Source organism: Comamonas sp. 14P8.1.4, assembly GCF_057799285.1.
The window spans coordinates 1-18,689 of record NZ_JBYOKN010000017.1; the positions used below are offsets into that span (position 1 = coordinate 1).

The following is an 18,689-nucleotide window of genomic DNA, read 5'->3' on the forward strand; positions in this document are numbered from 1 at the left end:
GTCCAATGGTTTTGGATTCGGCGGGGTCAATGCCAGCATCGTGCTGAAAAAATTCAAACTTTAAGTGCTGTGTTGGATGCGGACAGCGCTTTATGGTCAGTGAGCAACACACTTGCCAATGCACCTCCCCCCTAAGTTAGCACTGCTTAACTTGCTGTAGGGGCATTAATGCCATCGCCAGACAAGATGCAGGGCATCGCCCAAAATCGCAAGCCATACGGAACACAGGGCCGCAGTACTGCGGCCTTTTGTTTGTTTGGCATTGCGGCGCATGCACGCTGCAGTGCTTTCAACTGAATTTGCAACGCGTTTATGTCTTCTGACTCGCAAGTGTCTTCTTTGCGCCGTGGCCTCAAGGCCCGGCACATGTCCATGATCGCCATTGGCGGCTCCATCGGCACCGGCCTGTTTGTGGCCTCCGGGGCCACCATCTCCCAAGCTGGCCCTGGCGGGGCATTGCTGGCGTACTGCGTCATCGGCTTGATGGTGTATTTCTTGATGACCAGCCTGGGCGAGATGGCCTCGCACCTGCCCGTCTCGGGCTCGTTTGCCACCTATGGTGCCAAGTATGTCGATGAAGGCTTTGGCTTCGCGCTGGGCTGGAACTATTGGTACAACTGGGCCGTGACCATTGCGGTGGACTTGGTGGCCGCACAGTTGGTGATGGCTTACTGGTTCCCAGAGGTCAATGGCCTGCTGTGGAGTGCCATTTTCCTGGCCATCATGTTTGGTCTGAACTCCCTGTCCTCCAAGGGATTTGGTGAATCGGAGTTCTGGTTTGCAGCCATCAAGGTGGTGACGGTGCTGGTGTTCATCGGCATCGGTGTGCTGATGGTGTTCGGCATTTTGACGGGCGGCGCGCCCGACGGGCTCTGGGGCAATATTGCCAACTTCACCGCTGGTGATGCACCGTTTGCAGGCGGCTTTGCCGCCCTGATCGGTGTGGCCATGATTGTCGGCTTCTCCTTCCAAGGCACCGAGCTGATCGGCATTGCCGCGGGCGAATCGGAAGACCCCGCCAAGAACGTGCCACGCGCTGTGCGCAAGGTGTTCTGGCGCATTTTGCTGTTCTATGTGTTTGCCATTTTGATCATCGGCTTGCTGATCCCCTACACCGATCCCAAGCTGCTGCGCAATGAGCTGGGTGACATCAGCGTCAGCCCCTTCACCCTGGTGTTTGAGCGTGCAGGCCTGCTGGGTGCTGCCGCCGTGATGAATGCGGTGGTGCTCACTTCGGTGCTTTCGGCGGGCAATTCGGGCATGTATGCCTCGACCCGCATGCTGTATGCCCTGGCACGCCAGAACATGGCTCCCAAGATTTTTGGGCGCGTCAATGCCCAGGGCGTTCCCATCATGGCGCTGCTGGCCACCACCGTGATTGCGGCCCTGTGCTTCTTCACCAATGTGTTCAGCCCTGAGGCGGTCTACATCTGGCTGCTGAATCTGTCGGGCATGTGCGGCTTCATCGCCTGGTTGGGCATTGCCATCAGCCACTATCGCTTCCGCCGCGCCTGTGAGGTGCAAGGCTTTGACACCCACAAGCTGCCCTACCGTGCGGCCGCCTTCCCGCTAGGCCCGATCTTTGCGTTTGTACTGTGCCTGATCATCACCTTGGGCCAGAACTACGAGGCCTTCCTGGCAGACAAGATTGACTGGGCGGGCGTAGTGGCCACCTACATCGGCATTCCCCTGTTCCTGGCCATCTGGTTTGGCTACAAGTTCAGCAAGGGCACCCGCTTCGTCAAACTCGAAAACATGGACATCAGCGGCGCACGTTAAGCACTGCCCGCTTCTTTCCAGCCTCGGCCATCTGCTTGCAGATGGCCTTTTTTATGGCTTGAAAAAGTGAGCTGGTTGCGCTTGCCAATGCTTTTCTTCCAATAGTTTTACCTTCGAAAGCATTATTTAACAAGCGCTAGCAGCTCACTTTTTTACAGCCGCAGCCGGCAGGTACAAAAAAAGCCCGTGACGCAGGCCACGGGCTTGGGGTGCCATCCGCGCACCACGCGCGGGTGTTGCAGTGCTTAGGCCCGCAAGGCCGACAGCACCTCATCGAGCATCTTCTTGGCGTCGCCAAACAGCATGCGGTTGTTTTCTTTGTAGAACAGCGGGTTGTCCACCCCGGCATAGCCCGAGGCCATGGAGCGCTTCATCACGATGGACGTCTTGGCCTTCCACACTTCCAGCACCGGCATACCGGCGATCGGGCTGCTGGGGTCGTCCTGCGCCGCGGGGTTCACGATGTCGTTCGCACCGATCACGATGGCCACATCGGTCTCGGGGAAGTCGTCGTTGATCTCATCCATCTCCATCACGATGTCATAAGGCACCTTGGCTTCGGCCAACAGCACATTCATGTGTCCAGGCATGCGGCCTGCCACGGGGTGAATGGCGAAGTGCACCTTCACGCCGCTGGCGCGCAGGGTCTTGGTGATTTCGTTGACGGTGTGCTGCGCTTGTGCCACAGCCATGCCGTATCCGGGGACGATGATGACGCTCTTGGCGTCGCGCAGCAGCTCGGCGGTTTCCGTGGCGCTGACGGGCGTGACCTCACCTTGGGGCTCCGCTGCAGCGGCCGCATCACCCTTCTTGGCGGGGGCCCCCGAGCCGAAGCCACCCGCGATCACGCTGATGAAGTTGCGGTTCATGGCCTGGCACATGATGTAGCTCAGGATGGCGCCGGACGAGCCCACCAACGCACCGGTGACGATCAGCAAGTCATTGCCCAGCATGAAGCCGGTGGCCGCAGCCGCCCAGCCGGAGTAGCTGTTGAGCATGGAGACCACCACGGGCATGTCGGCGCCACCAATGGCCATGACCATGTGCACGCCAAACAGCAGCGCAATCACCGTCATCACCGCCAGGGGCAGCATGCCATCGGCCACGGTTTCCGCGTGCAGGAACTCACGGCCGAACCAGATCACCACCAGCAGCGCCAGCAAATTCAGCCAGTGGCGTGCAGGCAGCAGCAGTGGCTTGCCACCGATTTTCCCGTTGAGCTTGCCAAAGGCAATCAGCGAGCCCGAGAAGGTCACCGCGCCAATCAAAATGCCGACGTAGATTTCCACTTCGTGGATGGCCTTTTCTGCGCCCGCCAGCTGGATGGAGGTGTCCACATAGCTGGAAAAACCCACCAAGCAGGCGGCCAGACCCACCAGGCTGTGCATCAGGGCCACCAGCTCTGGCATCTGGGTCATCTTCACGACCTTGGCCGCATACAGACCAATGCCGCCACCGATGACCAGCGCACCAACAATCCATGCCACACCGTTGCTGCTGACGCTGGGGCCAAACACCGTGGCCAAAATGGCCAGTGCCATGCCCAGCATGCCAAACAGATTGCCGCGGCGCGACGTTTCCGGGTTGGACAGGCCACCCAGGCTCAAGATAAACAAAATAGCGGCGCCCAGGTAGGCGACCGTTGCGAGACTTTGGGACATTGGATGCTTCCTCTTGTAGTTATTACTTGCGGAACATGGCCAGCATGCGACGTGTCACCGCAAAACCACCAAACATGTTCACCGCCGTCAGTACCAGCGCGGCAAAAGCCAGCCAGGTAATCAGGCTGTCAGGGCGACCCTCGGTGCCTGCGGCAGGCGATGCAATCTGCACCAGCGCACCGATGGCGATGATCGACGAGATGGCGTTGGTCACACTCATCAGCGGTGTGTGCAGCGCAGGGGTGACATTCCACACCACCATGTAGCCGATGAAACACGCCAGGATGAACACTGTGAAGTGCCCCAGGAAGGCCTCGGGTGCATAAGCGCCGATGAACCAGAAGGCCACGGCAGCCACCGCAAAGATGATGGCCAGTGTCTTGGCAGGCAGCGGGCCGGCCGAGCCATGTCCATGGCCGCCTTTTTTCTGCTCCACAGGGGCTGCCGCTGGCTTGGGTGCAGGTTTGGGCGCTTGCACAAGGGGCGGTGCAGGCCAGGTGATCTCACCTTGCTTGACCACCGTCAGACCACGGATGGCGTCGTCTTCCATATTGACCACGGCCACGCCATCCTTGGCCTTGCACAGCTCTTCGGTCAGGCGCAGCAGGTTCGTGGCGTACAACGTGGACGACTGCTTGGCCAGGCGCGAAGCCAGGTCGGTGTAGCCGATGATGGTCACGCCATGGCGCACCACAGCTTCGTTGGGCACGGTCAGCTCGCAGTTACCGCCCTGCTCGGCGGCCATGTCCACGATCACGCTGCCGGGCTTCATGCTCTGCACCATCTCGGCCGTGATCAGCTTGGGCGCGGGCTTGCCGGGGATCAGCGCGGTGGTGATGATGATGTCCGCTTCCTTGGCTTGCTCGGCGTACATGGCACGCTGCGCAGCCTGGAAGCCTTCGCTCATGACCTTGGCGTAACCGCCGCCGCCCGAGCCGTCTTCCTCATAGTCCACCTTCACAAACTCACCGCCCAACGACTTGACCTGGTCGGCCACTTCGGCGCGTGTGTCGTTGGCACGCACGATGGCGCCCAGGTTCGCGGCCGTACCAATGGCGGCCAGACCGGCCACACCGGCACCAGCGATGAACACCTTGGCTGGAGGCACCTTGCCTGCGGCCGTGATCTGGCCGTTGAAGTAGCGGCCAAAGGCGTTGGCCGCTTCAATCACGGCGCGGTAGCCCGACACACCGGCGGTCGATGTCAGCGCATCCATCTTTTGCGCACGGCTCAGGGTGCGCGGCAGGCAGTCAATCGCCAGCACGGTGGCTTGCTTGGCGGCTAGCTGCTGCATCAACTCTGGATGCTGGGCAGGCCAGATGAAGTCAATCAGCGTGCCGCCTTCGCGCATCAGCGCCACTTCTTCGCTGCTCGGTGGACGCACCTTGAAGACGATGTCTGAACCGGCCCACAGCGCTGCTGCGCTGTCCACAATCTCAGCGCCTGCGGCGCGGTAGGCGTCGTCGCTGAAGTTGGCGGCCTCACCGGCACCGGACTCCACCGCCACGGTGAAGCCCAATTTGATCAGTTTTTCCACCACATCGGGCACGGTGGCCACGCGTTTTTCCAGGGGGAATATTTCCCTGGGCACGCCGATACGCTGCGGCGGCTGGGCATGAATATCTTGCATTCGAGGAATCTCCAGAAGTTTTGAATAGGGGGCGATTGCTGGTGCGCGGGGCCATCGCGTGTGGCCGGCGAACTCTTATGGAAAGCGCAGGCCTTGCAAAATGGGGTAGGCACAATCTGCAGACGTGGTGGTGCCTGCAGGCTGGCGACTGAGTCAAATAGTATCGGACATCTCAGCCCCGCCTTGGCGTTCATGCACCACAGAGGTGCGCGAAATCGGCACAAATGCCGCAGAAATTCCTCAATTTGGTGCAGCGCTGGGCACCCAAAGCCTGTCGCTGCCTGCGCTGCTGCCCAGCGCAGCCACTGCCCACGTACATGGGCACGGCCCCACTCTTGCCTGTTGAAGGGTGCGCAGCAACAGCGCGCCTGCAGCGCTGGGCCAGCGTGTGTGCATGCCTGAATTCCTTTTAAAAAGAAGCAGCTAGCGCTTGCCAGCCATGAGTTTCAGACACTTTTCCCTATAAAAACCAGGAAAATTCAGCGCTGACAGCTCACTTTTTTAACAAACACCTGCACAAACCACTGCCATTGCGCGCCCACACACGCGCCGCACCAGCCCCCTGCCCTCAATCCCCCAAAGGCATTTCGGCCCGCTTGAGGGTGCGCAGCACAAACATCGACTGGCTGTGCTGGATGCCTTTGATTTTGTAGAGCTTCTCGCGCAGCAAGCGCTCGTAGTCGCGCGTGTCCTTGACCATCACGCGCAGCAAATAGTCATAGGTGCCGGAGACCAGGTGCGCCTCCACCACTTCCGGAATGGTGGCCAGTTGCTCGCCAAATTTTTCCAGCGTGTTGTCGCTGTGGCTGTTGAGCGTGACCATCAGCAGCACCGTATCGCTCAAGCCCAGCGCCTGCGGGTTCAGACGCACCGTGTAGCCCTCGATCACACCCTCGTCTTCCATGCGCTTGATGCGTGTCCAGCAGGGCGAAGGGCTCAGGCCCACGGCCTGCCCGATCTCTTGCAGGCTGGCACGTGCATTGCGCTGCAATTGCGCAATGATTTTTCTATCAATTTTGTCCATACAGCAAATTTTGCTGCAAAAGCAAATTTGAAAGAATTATTTTTTGAATTCACCCCAATTCCATAGCAGGACAGCAGCATTTTTTGCGCTGCAACATGCACACTTCAAGGCATGGAAGCAGCGCCCACCGGCGATGTTCAACGCCATTTCATCGCCACGGCAATTTACCGTTTGCCCGCCGCTGTGTGACCCGCCCCTTGAGGCACTGCGCAAAAAGGCCGATCTGCAATACCCCTCGCAGATCGGCCTTTTTGTTGGGCACGTGGTCACTACCAACCCCATGCCTGATTCGTCAGCAACGCTTGCTGGGCAAGCGCTGACTGCGCTTAGTTTTTCACCGCTTCCGCGGCAGCGTTGGCGGCCACTTCCTGCCCGCCCAGCGCCTTCCACAGCGTGACGCGGTTGGTTTGCTCGGCCAGGCGCAGGCCAATCCAGGTCTGCTGCGCCGCGTACAGACTGCGCTGGGCGTCCAGCACGGTCAGGTAGTTGTCCACCCCGGCCTGAAAGCGTGCCTGTGACAGGTCAAACGCTTTTTGCATGGCGCTGACCATGGCCTGCTGCGCACCCAGGCGGTTGTCCCATTCAGCACGGTCCGCCAGCACGTCGGCCACTTCCTTGAAAGCGGTTTGCACGGCTTTTTCGTACTGCGACAGCGCAATGCGCTCATTGGCCTTGGCCACCTCCACACCAGCCCGCAAGCGCCCGCCCGAGAAGATGGGCAGCTTGATCTGCGGCATGAAGCTCCAGGTGCTGTTGCCGCCGTCAAACAGCCCATTCAGCTCGCGGCTGCCGGAGCCCACGCTACCCGTCAGCGTGATGCTGGGGAACATGGCGGCACGTGCCGCGCCAATGTTGGCGTTCATGGCGCGCAGATTGTGCTCGGCCGCCTGCACATCAGGGCGCTGCAGCAGCACGCTGGAAGGCAAGTCCTGCGGCACGGGCAGCAAGGCCAGCTGCTGGGCATCGCCTGCTGCAGCCAGGATCTGCGCCGTGGGCAGCCAACGTGCATCCACCACCCCGCCCACCAACAGTTGCAAGGCATTGCGGTCACGCGCCACCTGGGCTTTGTAGGCCGCCACATCGGCACGCGCGGTCTCGACGGTGGAGCGGTTTTGCGCCAGCACCAGGCCGGAGGTGGAGCCAATCTCCAGCATGCGCTCTGTCAAGGCATAGGCTTTTTCACGGCTGGCCAGGGTGTCCTGCGCCAGCTGCAAGCGCGCCAGATCGGCAGCCAGCGTCAGCCAGGCATTGCTCACATCAGCCACCAAGCCGATTTGCACATTGCGCTGGTTGTCTTCCGACTGCAAAAAGGCCTGCCACCCGGCTTCGTTGAGGTTGCGAATGCGGCCCCAGAAGTCGATTTCGTAGCTGGTAAAGCCCAACTGCGCGGTGAACTGCTCACTGACCGTGGACTGACCATTGCTGCTCAGGTCGGCACTGCTGCGGCTGCGCGTGCCCTGGCCCTGCGCAGCCACGCTGGGCAGCAAGTCAGCCCGCGTGATGCCGTACTGGGCACGGGCCTTTTCCATGTTGTCCACGGCCACGCGCAGATCGCGGTTGTGGCTCAGTGCCAGCGCCACCACTTCACGCAGCTGCGCGCTGTGGATCCAGGTCTGTGCCTGCGCCACGCTCAGCGCGGCATCAGCAGCCACCGCCGGCACACCGGCTTGCGGCTGCACCGCATCAGCCACGGGCAACGCAGGCTGCGCCAGCTTGGGTGCCAGGTTACAGGCAGACAGCGCCAACGCTGCCATGGCGGCGGCCACCACGGGCCGCAGTGTCAAAAAGGGGGTCATGCGGCGGATTCCTGTGTGTCGTCGGTGGCGGTGGTGGTCTCGTCATTGCGGCCGCGGCTCTTGAACCAGCTACGCACCAGCAAGAAGAACACGGGCACCATGAACAGGCCCAGCACCATGGATGCGACCGTGCCGCCGAGTACGGCGGTACCGATGGCGTTACGCCCACCCGCACCCGCACCCGTACCAATGGCCAGCGGCACCACGCCGAAACCAAACGCAAACGATGTCATCAAGATGGGGCGCAGACGCATGCGCACCGCTTCCACGGTGGCATCAAATACCTGCTTGCCCTGCTCTTGCAGCTGCACGGCAAACTCGACGATCAAAATCGCGTTCTTGGCCGCCAAACCGACGGTGGTCAGCAAGCCCACCTGGAAGTAGACGTCGTTGGTCAGCCCACGCGTATACGTGGCCAGCAGCGCGCCCACCACACCCAGCGGCACGGCCAGCATCACCGACATTGGCACGGTCCAGCTCTCGTACAGCGCCGCCAGGCACAGGAACACGAACAGGATCGAGATGGCATACAGCAGCGGCGCCTGCGCACCCGACTGGCGCTCTTGCAGCGAGGCCCCCGTCCACTCGTAGCCAATGCCGTTGGGCATGTCTTTCAAAATGTCTTCCACCACCTGCATGGCCACGCCCGAGCTGATGCCCGGCGCGGCATTACCGACGATTTCATAGGTGGGCGCACCGTTGTAGCGCAGCAGCTGCGGCGAGCCATAGGCCCAGTGTGTGGTCGAGAAGGCACTGAAAGGCACCATCTCGCCGTTCTTGTTGCGCACACTCCACTTGGCAATGTCTTGCGGCAGCATGCGGTGCGGCGCATCGCCCTGGATGTAGACGCGCTTGACGCGGCCGTTGTTCAAGAAGTCATTGACGTAGGTGCCGCCCATGGCGCTGGAGAGCACGCTGTTGATGTCGCTGTACGACAGGTTGAGCGCTGCGGCCTTGCGGTCGTCGATATCCAGGCGCAGCTCGGTCGCATCGTCCAGATTGGTGGTGCGCACACTGGTCAGCTCAGGGTGCTTGCGCGCTTCTGCCAGGAACTTGTCCTTAGCGGCCAGCAAGGCCTCGTGCCCCAGACCGTTCAAGTCCTTGAGCATGAAGTTAAAGCCTGCATTCGAGCCCAGGCCGCGCACCGCAGGCGGCTGCATCACGAAGATGCGCGCATCGCGGATGGAAGCCAGCTCCTGCGTGGCACGGTGCGCAATGGCTCCAGCCGATTGCGAGTCCAGTGGGCGATCGGCCCAAGGCTTCAGGCGCACAAAGCCGCGTGCCGAGCTTTGGTCACCGCTCAAGCCCGAAATCTGGTTGAAGCTGATCACATCCGGCTGCGCCGCAAAATACTCGCGCACCTGGTCCAACACTTCCTGCAGGCGGGCATCGGCGGCACCGGCGGGCAAGTTCACGTTCACGCTGACAAAGCCCTGGTCTTCATCGGGCAAGAACGAGGTGGGCAGGCTGCTCATCAGCAACCACACCGCAGCCAGTACCGCGATAAAGATCAGCATCATGCGTTTAGCACGGCGCAGGCCCCAGGCCACGCCTTTTTGGTAGCGGTCGGCCGTGATGTCGAAGTTGCGGTTGAACCAGACAAAGAAGCGATCAGTAATACCCAGCAGGCCACGGCGCACATGCTTTTCATGGCCATCGTGCGAGGGCGCCTTCAAGATGGTGGCGCACAGCGCGGGGGTCAGGGTCAGCGCCACAAACACAGAGAACGCCATGGCCGCGACGATGGTGATGGAAAACTGGCGGTAAATCACGCCGGTCGAGCCGCCAAAGAAGGCCATGGGCACAAACACGGCAGACAGCGTCACACCGATACCGACCAGAGCAGGCGTGATCTCGCGCATGGATTTGCGCGTGGCTTCCTTGGCCGACATGCCCGTCTCGTGCATCACGCGCTCAACGTTCTCGACCACCACAATCGCATCATCCACCAGCAAGCCAATGGCCAGCACCATGGCAAACATGGTCAGGGTGTTGATCGAATAACCCGCCACAGAGAGCACACCGAAGGTGCCCAGCAGCACCACCGGCACCGCAATCGCAGGAATCAGCGTGGCGCGGAAGTTCTGCAGGAAGATGAACATCACGATCACCACCAGCACCATGGCTTCGGCCAGCGACTTGACCACTTCATGGATCGACGCACGCACAAACGGCGTAGAGTCCGAACTGACGAAGTAATCAATCTCGTTCGGGAAGAACGGTTTGAGTTCTGCCAGCTTGGCATTGACTGCGTCCGAGACTTCCATGGCATTGGCGCCGTCGGCCAGCACAATGCCCATACCGGCACCTTCCATGCCGTTGAGCTTGGCTTTCACGCTCAAGCCGTCGGCAGCCAGCTCGACCCGGGCCACGTCTTTCATGGTGACCACCGAGCCATCGGGGGAGGCCTTGAGCACAATGTTCTCAAACTGCTCCACGGTCTGCAGCTTGGTGCGCGCCGTGATGGTGGCGTTGAGCTGCTGGTTGTCCACGGCGGGCAAAGCGCCCAGCTGGCCGGCCGAGACCTGGGCGTTCTGCGCATTCAGCGCACTGACCAGGTCCGACGGCATCAGCGCGTACTTTTGCATCAGCGCCGGGTCCATCCACATGCGCATGGCGTAGTTGGTACCGAAGACGTTGATGTCGCCCACACCATCCAGACGGCCAATCACGTCCACCAGGTTGGAGTTCAGGTAGTCACCAATGTCCACCTGCGTCATGGACGGATCGGTGGAGTAGAAGCTGTAGGTGACCAAAAAGTCCTGGCCGCCCTTGTTCACAAACACGCCGCGGCTTTTCACGGCCTCCGGCAAGCGGTTCATCGCCGCCTGCAGCTTGTTTTGCACTTGCACCTGGGCCACGTCAATATTGGTGCCGGGGGCAAAAGTCAGCGTGGTGCGGGCACGGCCCGACGCATCGGAGGTCGAGCTCATGTAGAGCATCTGGTCAATGCCCTTGAGCTGCTGCTCAATGATCTGGGTGACCGAGTTCTCGACCGTCTCAGCCGAGGCACCGGTGTACTGGGCACTGATGGTCACGCGCGGTGGTGCAATATCCGGGTACTGCTCCAGCGGCAAGGTAAAAATGGACAAGGCCCCCGCCAACATGATGACGATGGCAATGACCCACGCAAAAATGGGTCGGTTGATAAAAAACTGCGCCATGTGCTGCGATCTTCTCGATTACTTGGTAGGTGCCGCTGCACGCAAGGCGGCTGCCGCAGCTTGTGGATCTACCACCTTCGCGCCCGATTTGGCATTGGGATCCATCTCCTGCGCACTCACGGTGTCACCGGGCTTGATGCGCTGAAAACCATCGATCACGACCCGCTCTCCGGGCTCCAGGCCCTTGTCCAGCAACCAGTTCACGCCAATGGCGCGACCCAGCTCCACCGTGCGCTTTTCCACGGTGTCATCGGCTTTGACCACCATCACATTGGGGCGGCCCGTCAAATCACGGGTCACCGCACGCTGGGGCACCAAGATGGCTTCCGGTGCCAGCCCTGTCGGTAGCTGTGCCTGCACGAACATGCCGGGCATCAAAGCACCATCGGGGTTGGGCACCACGGCACGCAAGGTGACCGTGCCCATGGTGGTGTTGACGATCAGGCCCGAGAAAGCCAGCTTGCCCTCGTGGGCGTACTCGCTGCCATCTTCCAGGCGAATGCGCACGGGCACCTGCTCGCCTTCCACTTTCTGAAAGCGCCCTGCCGCCCAGTCATTGCGCAGTTGCAGCAAATCGGCAGTGGACTGGGTGAAGTCCACGTACATCGGGTCGACCTGCACGATTTCGGTCAGCGGCGTGGCCTGGTTGGCCGTCACCAAAGCACCCGGCGTCACGCTCGACAAACTGATGCGCCCGGCAATCGGCGCTTCAATGCGGCTGTACTTGAGGTTGATGCGCGCATTCTCGAGGCTGGCCTTAGCCACTTCGACATCGGCACGCGCTTGTTTGACCGACGCCTGGCTTTCTTCATAAGCCTGCTGGCTGATGGCGGTGATCTTCACCAACTCGGCATTGCGCCGGGCGGTGGCTTCCTGGGTCTGCAAGCTCGCCTGTGCTTTGGCCAGCGCCGCCACCGCACTGTTTTCTGCAGCTCGCAAGCTGGCGGCATCCAACTGGTACAGCGGCTGGCCTTGCTTGACCATGCTGCCCTCGGTGAACAAGCGCTTTTGCACAATGCCGCTGACCTGCGGGCGCACCTCGGCGCTCAGGTAGGCGCTGGTGCGGCCTGGCAAGCTCGTGTCCAGCATCTGGCTTTGCTTTTGCAGCACCACCACGCCCACTTTGGCAGGGCCGGCAGCCGCTGCTGCGGGTTTGTTATCCGACGGGCTGCAACCGGCAGCCAAAGCCACCACCAAGGCGGCAGCGGCCCCACGGGCTGTACGTCGCGGCAGTTGGCTCACTGGGAAGCATCGATCCATCCAACGAGAGCTGGCGCGAGAAAAAGCGTGGGGGTACGTCATGAAAAGAGCAATCAGAAATTCTGGAAAAACAGCGCCATTGTCGACCTGCAATGTTGCGCTTCTGTAAAGCAAGGGCCTCAACCCGGCAAATCCATAGCAAATTACGCAAGCTGCAAGCGGGTTCACCGCGGTTTGCACCACGATTCCCTGACCCACCTGCGCCTGCGGCCCGCCATTTTGTAACATCTTGCAGCCACTGCGCGACTGCGCACATACGCCAATGGCGTTGCAATTGCTGTGCCCAGCAACAAAACAGCCCCGCCAAGCGGGGCTGGTTCCACCACGCAGCCAGCGGTCAGGCTGGTGCCGTGCCACGCAAGGCCGCCCGCAGCTGCGCCCCGACTTCGGGGCGATCTGCGAACGCATCCGTGGGGTTCTGCAACTGCAAGATATCGTCCATCCGCGCCTTCACATTGCCCAAGGCATGCGGGTGGCTGAAGATGTAGAACTGGTTGTCGGCCATCGCTGCAAACACCTTGCTGGCAATGTCCTGGGCCGAGACTTTGCCGGAATTAACGGCTTTTTGCGTCATGGCCCGTGCAATTTTTTGGCTGGCAGTGAGGCTATTCATATCCACCGCATCCGGGCGGTTGCGTTCGCTGTTGGCTATGCCAGTGGGCACAAAATACGGGCACAGCACGCTGCAGTGCAGTTGCTCGGTCACCAGCCGCAGGTCTTGGTACAGCGTCTCGGTCAGGCTGACCACCGCATGCTTGCTGACGTTGTACACCCCCATATTGGGCGGGGTCAGCAGGCCCGCCATGCTGGCGGTGTTGACGATATGCCCCTGCCACGCAGGGTCCTGGGCCGCAGCTTCCAGCATCATGGGAGTGAAAACACGCACCCCGTGGATCACGCCCCAGAGGTTGACATTGAGCACCCACTCCCAGTCGCGCACCGACTGCTCCCACAGCAGCCCGCCCGAGCCACCCACGCCCGCGTTGTTGAACACAAAGTGCGGGGCCCCGAAGGTGGCCTGCACCTCGGCCGCCAAGGCATCCATGGCCGCTGCATCGCCCACATTCACCAGGCTGGCCATGACCTGCCCAGCGCCCAGGCTGCGCGCTTCTTGCGCGGCCTGGGCCAGCGCATCCGCCTGCACATCCACCAGCACCAGCTGCATGCCGGCCTTGGCCGCAATGCGCATGCACTCCAGCCCAAAACCCGAACCCGCGCCGGTCAGCACTGCGGTTTTGCCTGCCAATCCATTCAACATCGATGTCTCCTCTTGGTTTGATGAACACGCCGTGGCATGAAAAAAGGCAGCCACAGGCTGCCTTGGAATGGGGGCTTAGATCAGCTTGACCAGCTGCTTGCCGAAGTTCTTGCCCTTGAGCAGGCCCAGGAAGGCCTCGGGTGCGCTGGCAAGGCCTTGTGCAATGGTCTCGCGCGGGCGCAGCCGGCCTTGCGCCACCAGGGTGCCCAGCTCGGTCAACGCCTCGGGCCACACCTCCATGTGTTCGCTGACGATAAAACCTTCCACCTTCATGCGGTTGATGAGGATGAGCGCCGGGTTATTCAGGGGCAGGGGCTGGCCATCGTAGCCGGCGATCATGCCGCACACCGCCACACGTGCGAAGGCGTTGGCGCGCAGCAGCACGGCGTCCAGGATGTAGCCACCGACGTTCTCAAAGTAGCCATCAATGCCGTTGGGGCAGGCCGCTTTCAGGGCCTGGCTCATGGCTTTCACATCGGCATGCTGGCGGTAGTCGATGCAGGCATCAAAGCCCAGCTCGCCGGTGGCATACGCGCATTTCTCAGGGCCACCGGCAATACCGACCACGCGGCAGCCACGGGCCTTGGCCAGGGCCGCAAAGGCGCTGCCCACCGCGCCGGTAGCAGCGCTGACCACCACGGTCTCGCCCGCCTTCGGCTGGATGATTTTGACCAGCCCGTACCAGGCGGTCACGCCCGGCATGCCCACGGCCCCCAGGTAGTACGACAGCGGCACATGCGTAGTGCTGACCTTGCGCAGCATGCCAGGCGCATTGCCATCGACCACGCTGTAGGACTGCCAGCCACCCATGCCGACCACCGGGTCGCCAGGCTGGAATTTGGGGTGGCGGCTTTCCACCACCTCCCCCACGGTGCCGCCCAGCATGACTTCGCCCAGCGCTTGGCTGGCGGCGTAGCTTTTGCTGTCATTCATGCGGCCACGCATATACGGGTCCAGGCTCAGGTAGTGGTGGCGTACCAGCACCTGGCCCTCTTGCAGGGCCGGGGTATCCACCTCCACCAGCTTGAAGTTGCTGGCCGTGGCTTCGCCTTGCGGGCGGTTGTCGAGCAGGATTTGCGAGTTACGTGGCATGGACTGTCTCCTTGATTGATAGCTGTCAGCGCTGGATACATCAGCGCTTCAAGCCTTTTTTCACTGATAAACCAGGCACCACCAGCCCCCGCTGGCTGTGCCCTCAATCCGTGGCGATCACGGTGTCTGTTCCGCCTTTTTTCTGACCGGGTCTGACCGTGCGCGGCATGTACTTGAAGGTGCCCGTGGCATGGGTGCACAGGCGCCCTTCGCTGTCAAAGACCTTGCCTTCGCAGTAAGCCATGGTTTTGGTGCGGTGCAGCACCAACCCCTTGGCCACCAACGCACCCCGCGCGGGCTGCATGAAGCTGGTCTTCATCTCGATGGTGACGCAGCCAAAATCATCGCTCTCCAGGCTGCGCGCTGCCACGGCCATGGTCACATCCAGCAGCGTCATGCTGGCGCCACCGTGTGTCACTTCAAAGGTGTTCAGGTGCTCAGGCTGGGCGGTGTAGTGCAGCTCAGACTCGCCAGCGGCCATCTTGTGCAGCGTAAAGCCCAGGTGGTCAACAAAAGGAATGGGGTGTTCGCCAAAGCTCAGCATGTGCAGTCTCCAAAGGGGGGAAATATTGATCTGCGGCAAGCATAGCCTTGCCAGCGGCCCCCGGGCCTTAAAAAGCTGTCACATACGAGCAAGAGCGACAATGTCATGCGCGCATGCGCTTCAACAATCAACCCAGCACGGCGCTGACGCCACCGTCCACCGCCATCCACTGGCCGGTGATGTGCTTGCCCGCATCGCTGGCCAGCAGCACGGTCAGGCCCTTGAGGCCTTCGTCATCGCCCAGGCGGCGCAGGGGTGCGCGGCTGGCCATGTTGTCTTCGCCCATGGTGTCGATCAGCACCTCGGCCATCTTGGTGCGGAAAAAGCCCGGGCAGATGGCGTTCACATTCACTTGGTGCGGGCCCCACTCGGCTGCCAGTGCGCGGGTGAAGTTCAGCACCGCGCCCTTGGACGTGTTGTAGGCAATGGTTTTCATCTCCACAGGATTGCCGCCCAGCCCCGCAATCGACGCCAGATTGATGATGCGCCCGCCGTGCGCCAGCATGCCCGCCTTGGCCACCGCCTGGCTGAGCAGGAAATAGCCGCGGATATTCAGGTTCATCACCTTGTCCCAGGCAGCCGTGGGGTGGTCCTCGGCCGGTGCACCCCAGCTGGCGCCGGCGTTGTTGACCAGAATGTCAATGCGGCCCACCTGCTGCACGGTCTCGCGCACCAGGCGCTGAATGTCCGCCTCATCTGCGCAATCGGCCGCCACCCACAGCGCATCAATGCCCTGGGCTTTCAGCGTGGCAGCGGCCTGCTCCAGGTCGGTGGCCTTGCGCGATGTCAGCACCACCCGCGCACCCGCTTCGCCCAGCGCCTGTGCCATCTGCAGGCCCAGCCCGCGGGAGCCCCCCGTCACCAAGGCAGTTTTCCCGGTCAGATCAAACAGTTGTTGCACGGTGCGTGTCATGAAGCGTCTCCAGCCAAATAGTTGCTATGTATGCGCTGCATTGTGCGGTGGCACCGGCTGGCGCCCTGTCGCAAGTGCGAAGCCGAAACCTAGTGATTGCACCAAGAAAAAAATATGCGCAGCCTGGCTCAAAAAGCTGTACATTCATACAGTCACTGTTGTTATATACATACCTATGTTTGCAACCGATCTTTCTACAGAACCTTGCTTTACCGTCGCTCTGTGCGACTACCCCGGCTTGCCCGATACCGAGCGCCAGCGCGCCGAAGCGCGTTACGCGCGCACCCTGGCGCGCCAGCTGGGTGGCGAGCCCGAAGTGGCCGATGCCCTGCGCGCCATTGAGCGCCTGGAAGATGCGCCGCCCGAAGAAATCACCGAAGATGCCAAATCCGTCTACCAGCGCTGGATGAAAGCCGCGCGGGCCGCCGCCGAAGCCGGCATGCAGGGCCTGGGCGGGGAAGAAGGCTGCTATTTCGAGGTGCGCCACCACTAAATCCGCAGCAACGCCGCATCTGGCGCACGCTGCGCTGCTGCTGCCGGGTCTGGCTGGGCCTGGCAGCAGACGTTCACCCAATAAAAGAGCAGCCAGCGCTTGTTGTCCTTAGATTTCAAAGACAAAACCCCGTGAAAAACAGCCATCACCAGCGCTAGCCGCTCATTTATTGATACAGCTGCATGGCGGCTTTGCCGCCTGCACAGCGCCACGCTCTCCTGCCGATCGCAGTACCTGGGGCGCGCAGCTTTCGCACCACAACCCGGCGCGACAAGCACGACAGCGCCCCCTAGAATCATTGCAACTACTGAGTTGGAGGATTCGCTTATGCCCAGTGTTCCCGCGGCCGAAACCGACGCCATCGACACGCCCCTGCACGCCTTGCACGAAGAGTTAGGAGCCCGCATGGTGCGTTTTGCGGGCTACCGCATGCCCGTGCAGTACCCGCAGGGCCTGGTGGCTGAGCACCGCCACACCCGCGAGAAAGCCAGCCTGTTTGATGTCTCGCACATGGGGCACATCAGTGTCAGCGGCCCATCTGCCGCCGCCGCGCTGGAGCAGATTTTGCCCATCGACGTGCTGGATCTGGGCCTGCACCGCCAGCGCTACGCGCTGCTGCTGTCCGACGATGGCGGCATTCTGGATGACCTGATGGTCGTCAACCGCGGCGAAGACTACCTGCTCATCGTCAACGCCAACCGCAAGCACGAAGACCTGGCCTGGATTCAGGCACGCATCGGCCATGAATGCACCGTGCGCGCCCTGCCCGACATGGCGCTGGTCGCCCTACAAGGCCCCCTGGCCGGGGCGGTGCTGCAGCGGCCTGTGCCCGCCACCAGCTTGCTGAACTTCATGCAGGGCACCCCGTTTGATTTCAAAGACGCACGCGGCTACATCACGCGCAGCGGCTACACAGGCGAAGATGGCTTTGAAATTTCGCTGCCAACCAGCCACATCGACGCCTTTGCGCGCTGGGTGCTCAAGCAGCCCGATGTGCTGCCCGCCGGCCTGGGCGCGCGCAACACCTTGCGTCTGGAAGCGGGTCTGTGCCTGTACGGCACCGACATGGACAGCACGACCACCCCCACGCAAGCCGCACTGAACTGGAGCATTCCCAAAGTGCGCCGCAGCGGTGGCCAGCGCGCCGCAGGTTTTCCGGGCGCCGATCGGGTGCTGGCGCAGATAGAAGGCCGCGCCCCCGTGGACAGCGCGCGCGTGGGCCTGCATGCCATGGAAGCCGTCCCCGTGCGCGATGGCACTGCACTGCACGTACCCGGTGGCGAGGCCATTGGTGTGGTCACCAGCGGCTCCATCGCGCCCAGTTTGGACCGCCCCGTTGCCATGGGCTATGTGACACCGGCATACGCCGCCAGTTGCACGCGCATCAACGCCATGGTGCGCGGCAAGCCCGTGGCCATGGAGGTTGTCCCTCTGCCTTTTGTAGGCACCCGTTACCGTAAAAGCTAGGCGAGATGGGCACAATCCACGCCACAGCCGCAGCAAGCCGCTACAGTGTCAGCCATCGCGTGCGCATGCACCCGCATGCCACGGCCTGAGAGTTATTGTTTGAGTACCGCGTACCGGAGTTTCACCCCATGAGCATCAAGTTTTCCAAAGAACACGAATGGATCAACGCCGCCAACCCAGCTGCCGCTGTGGTGGGCATCACCGTGCACGCCCAGGATGCCCTGGGCGATGTGGTGTTTGTCGATCTGCCCGCTGTGGGCACCACCTTCCAGCAAGGTGACGTGACCGGCGTGGTGGAATCGGTCAAGGCCGCCGCCGATGTATACATGCCGGTGACCGGCGAGATCGTGGAAGTCAACGAAGCGCTGCGCGCCGACCCTTCCCTGGCCAATACCGACCCGCTGGCCACGGGCTGGTTCTTCAAGGTCAAGCTGAGCGACCCCAGCCAGCTTGACGCGCTGATGGACGAAACCGCTTACGGCGATTTCGCAGCCAGCAACTAAACACTGACACCGCACCACGCTCCCCAGCTGGTGCGGTTTTTTTATCTGCGGGCGTCAGCGCGCCCTGCACCCGCCAGAGACAGGGCCGTCACCCCCCAAGCCCCC

Annotated in this window: 14 protein-coding genes; 4 read left to right on the forward strand and 10 right to left on the reverse strand. The window is 61.7% G+C overall.

Translation table 11 applies throughout. The annotated features are described in order from the left end of the window. Positions 1-312 precede the first annotated feature (312 nt). Positions 313-1,779, forward strand: a complete 1,467-nt coding sequence (locus AC27VO_RS15795) for an amino acid permease (protein ID WP_488667671.1) — start codon at positions 313-315, stop codon at positions 1,777-1,779. Between the two features lie 245 nt (positions 1,780-2,024). On the opposite strand, the gene pntB is transcribed toward AC27VO_RS15795, so the two are convergent. From pntB to AC27VO_RS15845, 10 genes are all read right to left on the reverse strand, one after another. Continuing rightward, positions 2,025-3,440, reverse strand: a complete 1,416-nt coding sequence (pntB, locus tag AC27VO_RS15800) for a Re/Si-specific NAD(P)(+) transhydrogenase subunit beta (protein WP_488667672.1) — start codon at positions 3,438-3,440, stop codon at positions 2,025-2,027. Between the two features lie 22 nt (positions 3,441-3,462). Continuing rightward, complete coding sequence (locus AC27VO_RS15805; RefSeq protein WP_488667673.1) at positions 3,463-5,070, reverse strand: Re/Si-specific NAD(P)(+) transhydrogenase subunit alpha; 1,608 nt, start codon at positions 5,068-5,070, stop codon at positions 3,463-3,465. Positions 5,071-5,638: 568 nt separating this feature from the next. Beyond that, positions 5,639-6,094 carry an Lrp/AsnC family transcriptional regulator gene (locus tag AC27VO_RS15810; RefSeq protein WP_488667674.1) on the reverse strand — a complete coding sequence of 152 codons (456 nt, stop codon included), beginning with the start codon at positions 6,092-6,094 and terminating at the stop codon, positions 5,639-5,641. A gap of 326 nt (positions 6,095-6,420) precedes the next feature. After that, complete coding sequence (locus tag AC27VO_RS15815) at positions 6,421-7,890, reverse strand: efflux transporter outer membrane subunit (protein ID WP_488667675.1); 1,470 nt, start codon at positions 7,888-7,890, stop codon at positions 6,421-6,423. Next, the gene (locus AC27VO_RS15820; protein ID WP_488667676.1) at positions 7,887-11,054 is read right to left on the reverse strand and encodes an efflux RND transporter permease subunit; all 3,168 of its coding nucleotides are present in this window, start codon (positions 11,052-11,054) and stop codon (positions 7,887-7,889) included. The genes AC27VO_RS15815 and AC27VO_RS15820 overlap by 4 nt, the downstream gene beginning before the upstream one ends. An 18-nt stretch (positions 11,055-11,072) precedes the next feature. Beyond that, positions 11,073-12,314, reverse strand: a complete 1,242-nt coding sequence (locus tag AC27VO_RS15825; protein WP_488667702.1) for an efflux RND transporter periplasmic adaptor subunit — start codon at positions 12,312-12,314, stop codon at positions 11,073-11,075. Between the two features lie 337 nt (positions 12,315-12,651). Beyond that, entirely contained in the window at positions 12,652-13,572 is a 921-nt protein-coding gene (locus tag AC27VO_RS15830) for an SDR family oxidoreductase (protein WP_488667677.1), read from the reverse strand. 75 nt (positions 13,573-13,647) lie between these two features. Next, positions 13,648-14,664, reverse strand: a complete 1,017-nt coding sequence (locus tag AC27VO_RS15835; protein WP_488667678.1) for an NADP-dependent oxidoreductase — start codon at positions 14,662-14,664, stop codon at positions 13,648-13,650. A gap of 103 nt (positions 14,665-14,767) precedes the next feature. After that, complete coding sequence (locus AC27VO_RS15840; protein ID WP_488667679.1) at positions 14,768-15,208, reverse strand: PaaI family thioesterase; 441 nt, start codon at positions 15,206-15,208, stop codon at positions 14,768-14,770. Between the two features lie 127 nt (positions 15,209-15,335). Beyond that, positions 15,336-16,121: an SDR family oxidoreductase gene (locus AC27VO_RS15845; RefSeq protein WP_488667680.1), complete on the reverse strand. Its 786-nt coding sequence runs from the start codon at positions 16,119-16,121 to the stop codon at positions 15,336-15,338. 175 nt (positions 16,122-16,296) lie between these two features. Between AC27VO_RS15845 and AC27VO_RS15850 the strand changes: the two genes are divergently transcribed. The 3 genes from AC27VO_RS15850 to gcvH all read left to right on the forward strand — a co-directional run bounded on the left by AC27VO_RS15850 (position 16,297) and on the right by gcvH (position 18,584). Further along, positions 16,297-16,614, forward strand: coding sequence for a hypothetical protein (locus tag AC27VO_RS15850; protein ID WP_488667681.1), 318 nt, complete (start codon positions 16,297-16,299; stop codon positions 16,612-16,614). A gap of 327 nt (positions 16,615-16,941) precedes the next feature. After that, positions 16,942-18,081 (forward strand): glycine cleavage system aminomethyltransferase GcvT, encoded by a 1,140-nt coding sequence (gcvT, locus tag AC27VO_RS15855; protein ID WP_488667682.1) that lies wholly within the window; start codon positions 16,942-16,944, stop codon positions 18,079-18,081. 128 nt (positions 18,082-18,209) lie between these two features. Beyond that, positions 18,210-18,584: a glycine cleavage system protein GcvH gene (gene gcvH / locus AC27VO_RS15860; protein ID WP_488667683.1), complete on the forward strand. Its 375-nt coding sequence runs from the start codon at positions 18,210-18,212 to the stop codon at positions 18,582-18,584. Positions 18,585-18,689: the final 105 nt, after the last annotated feature.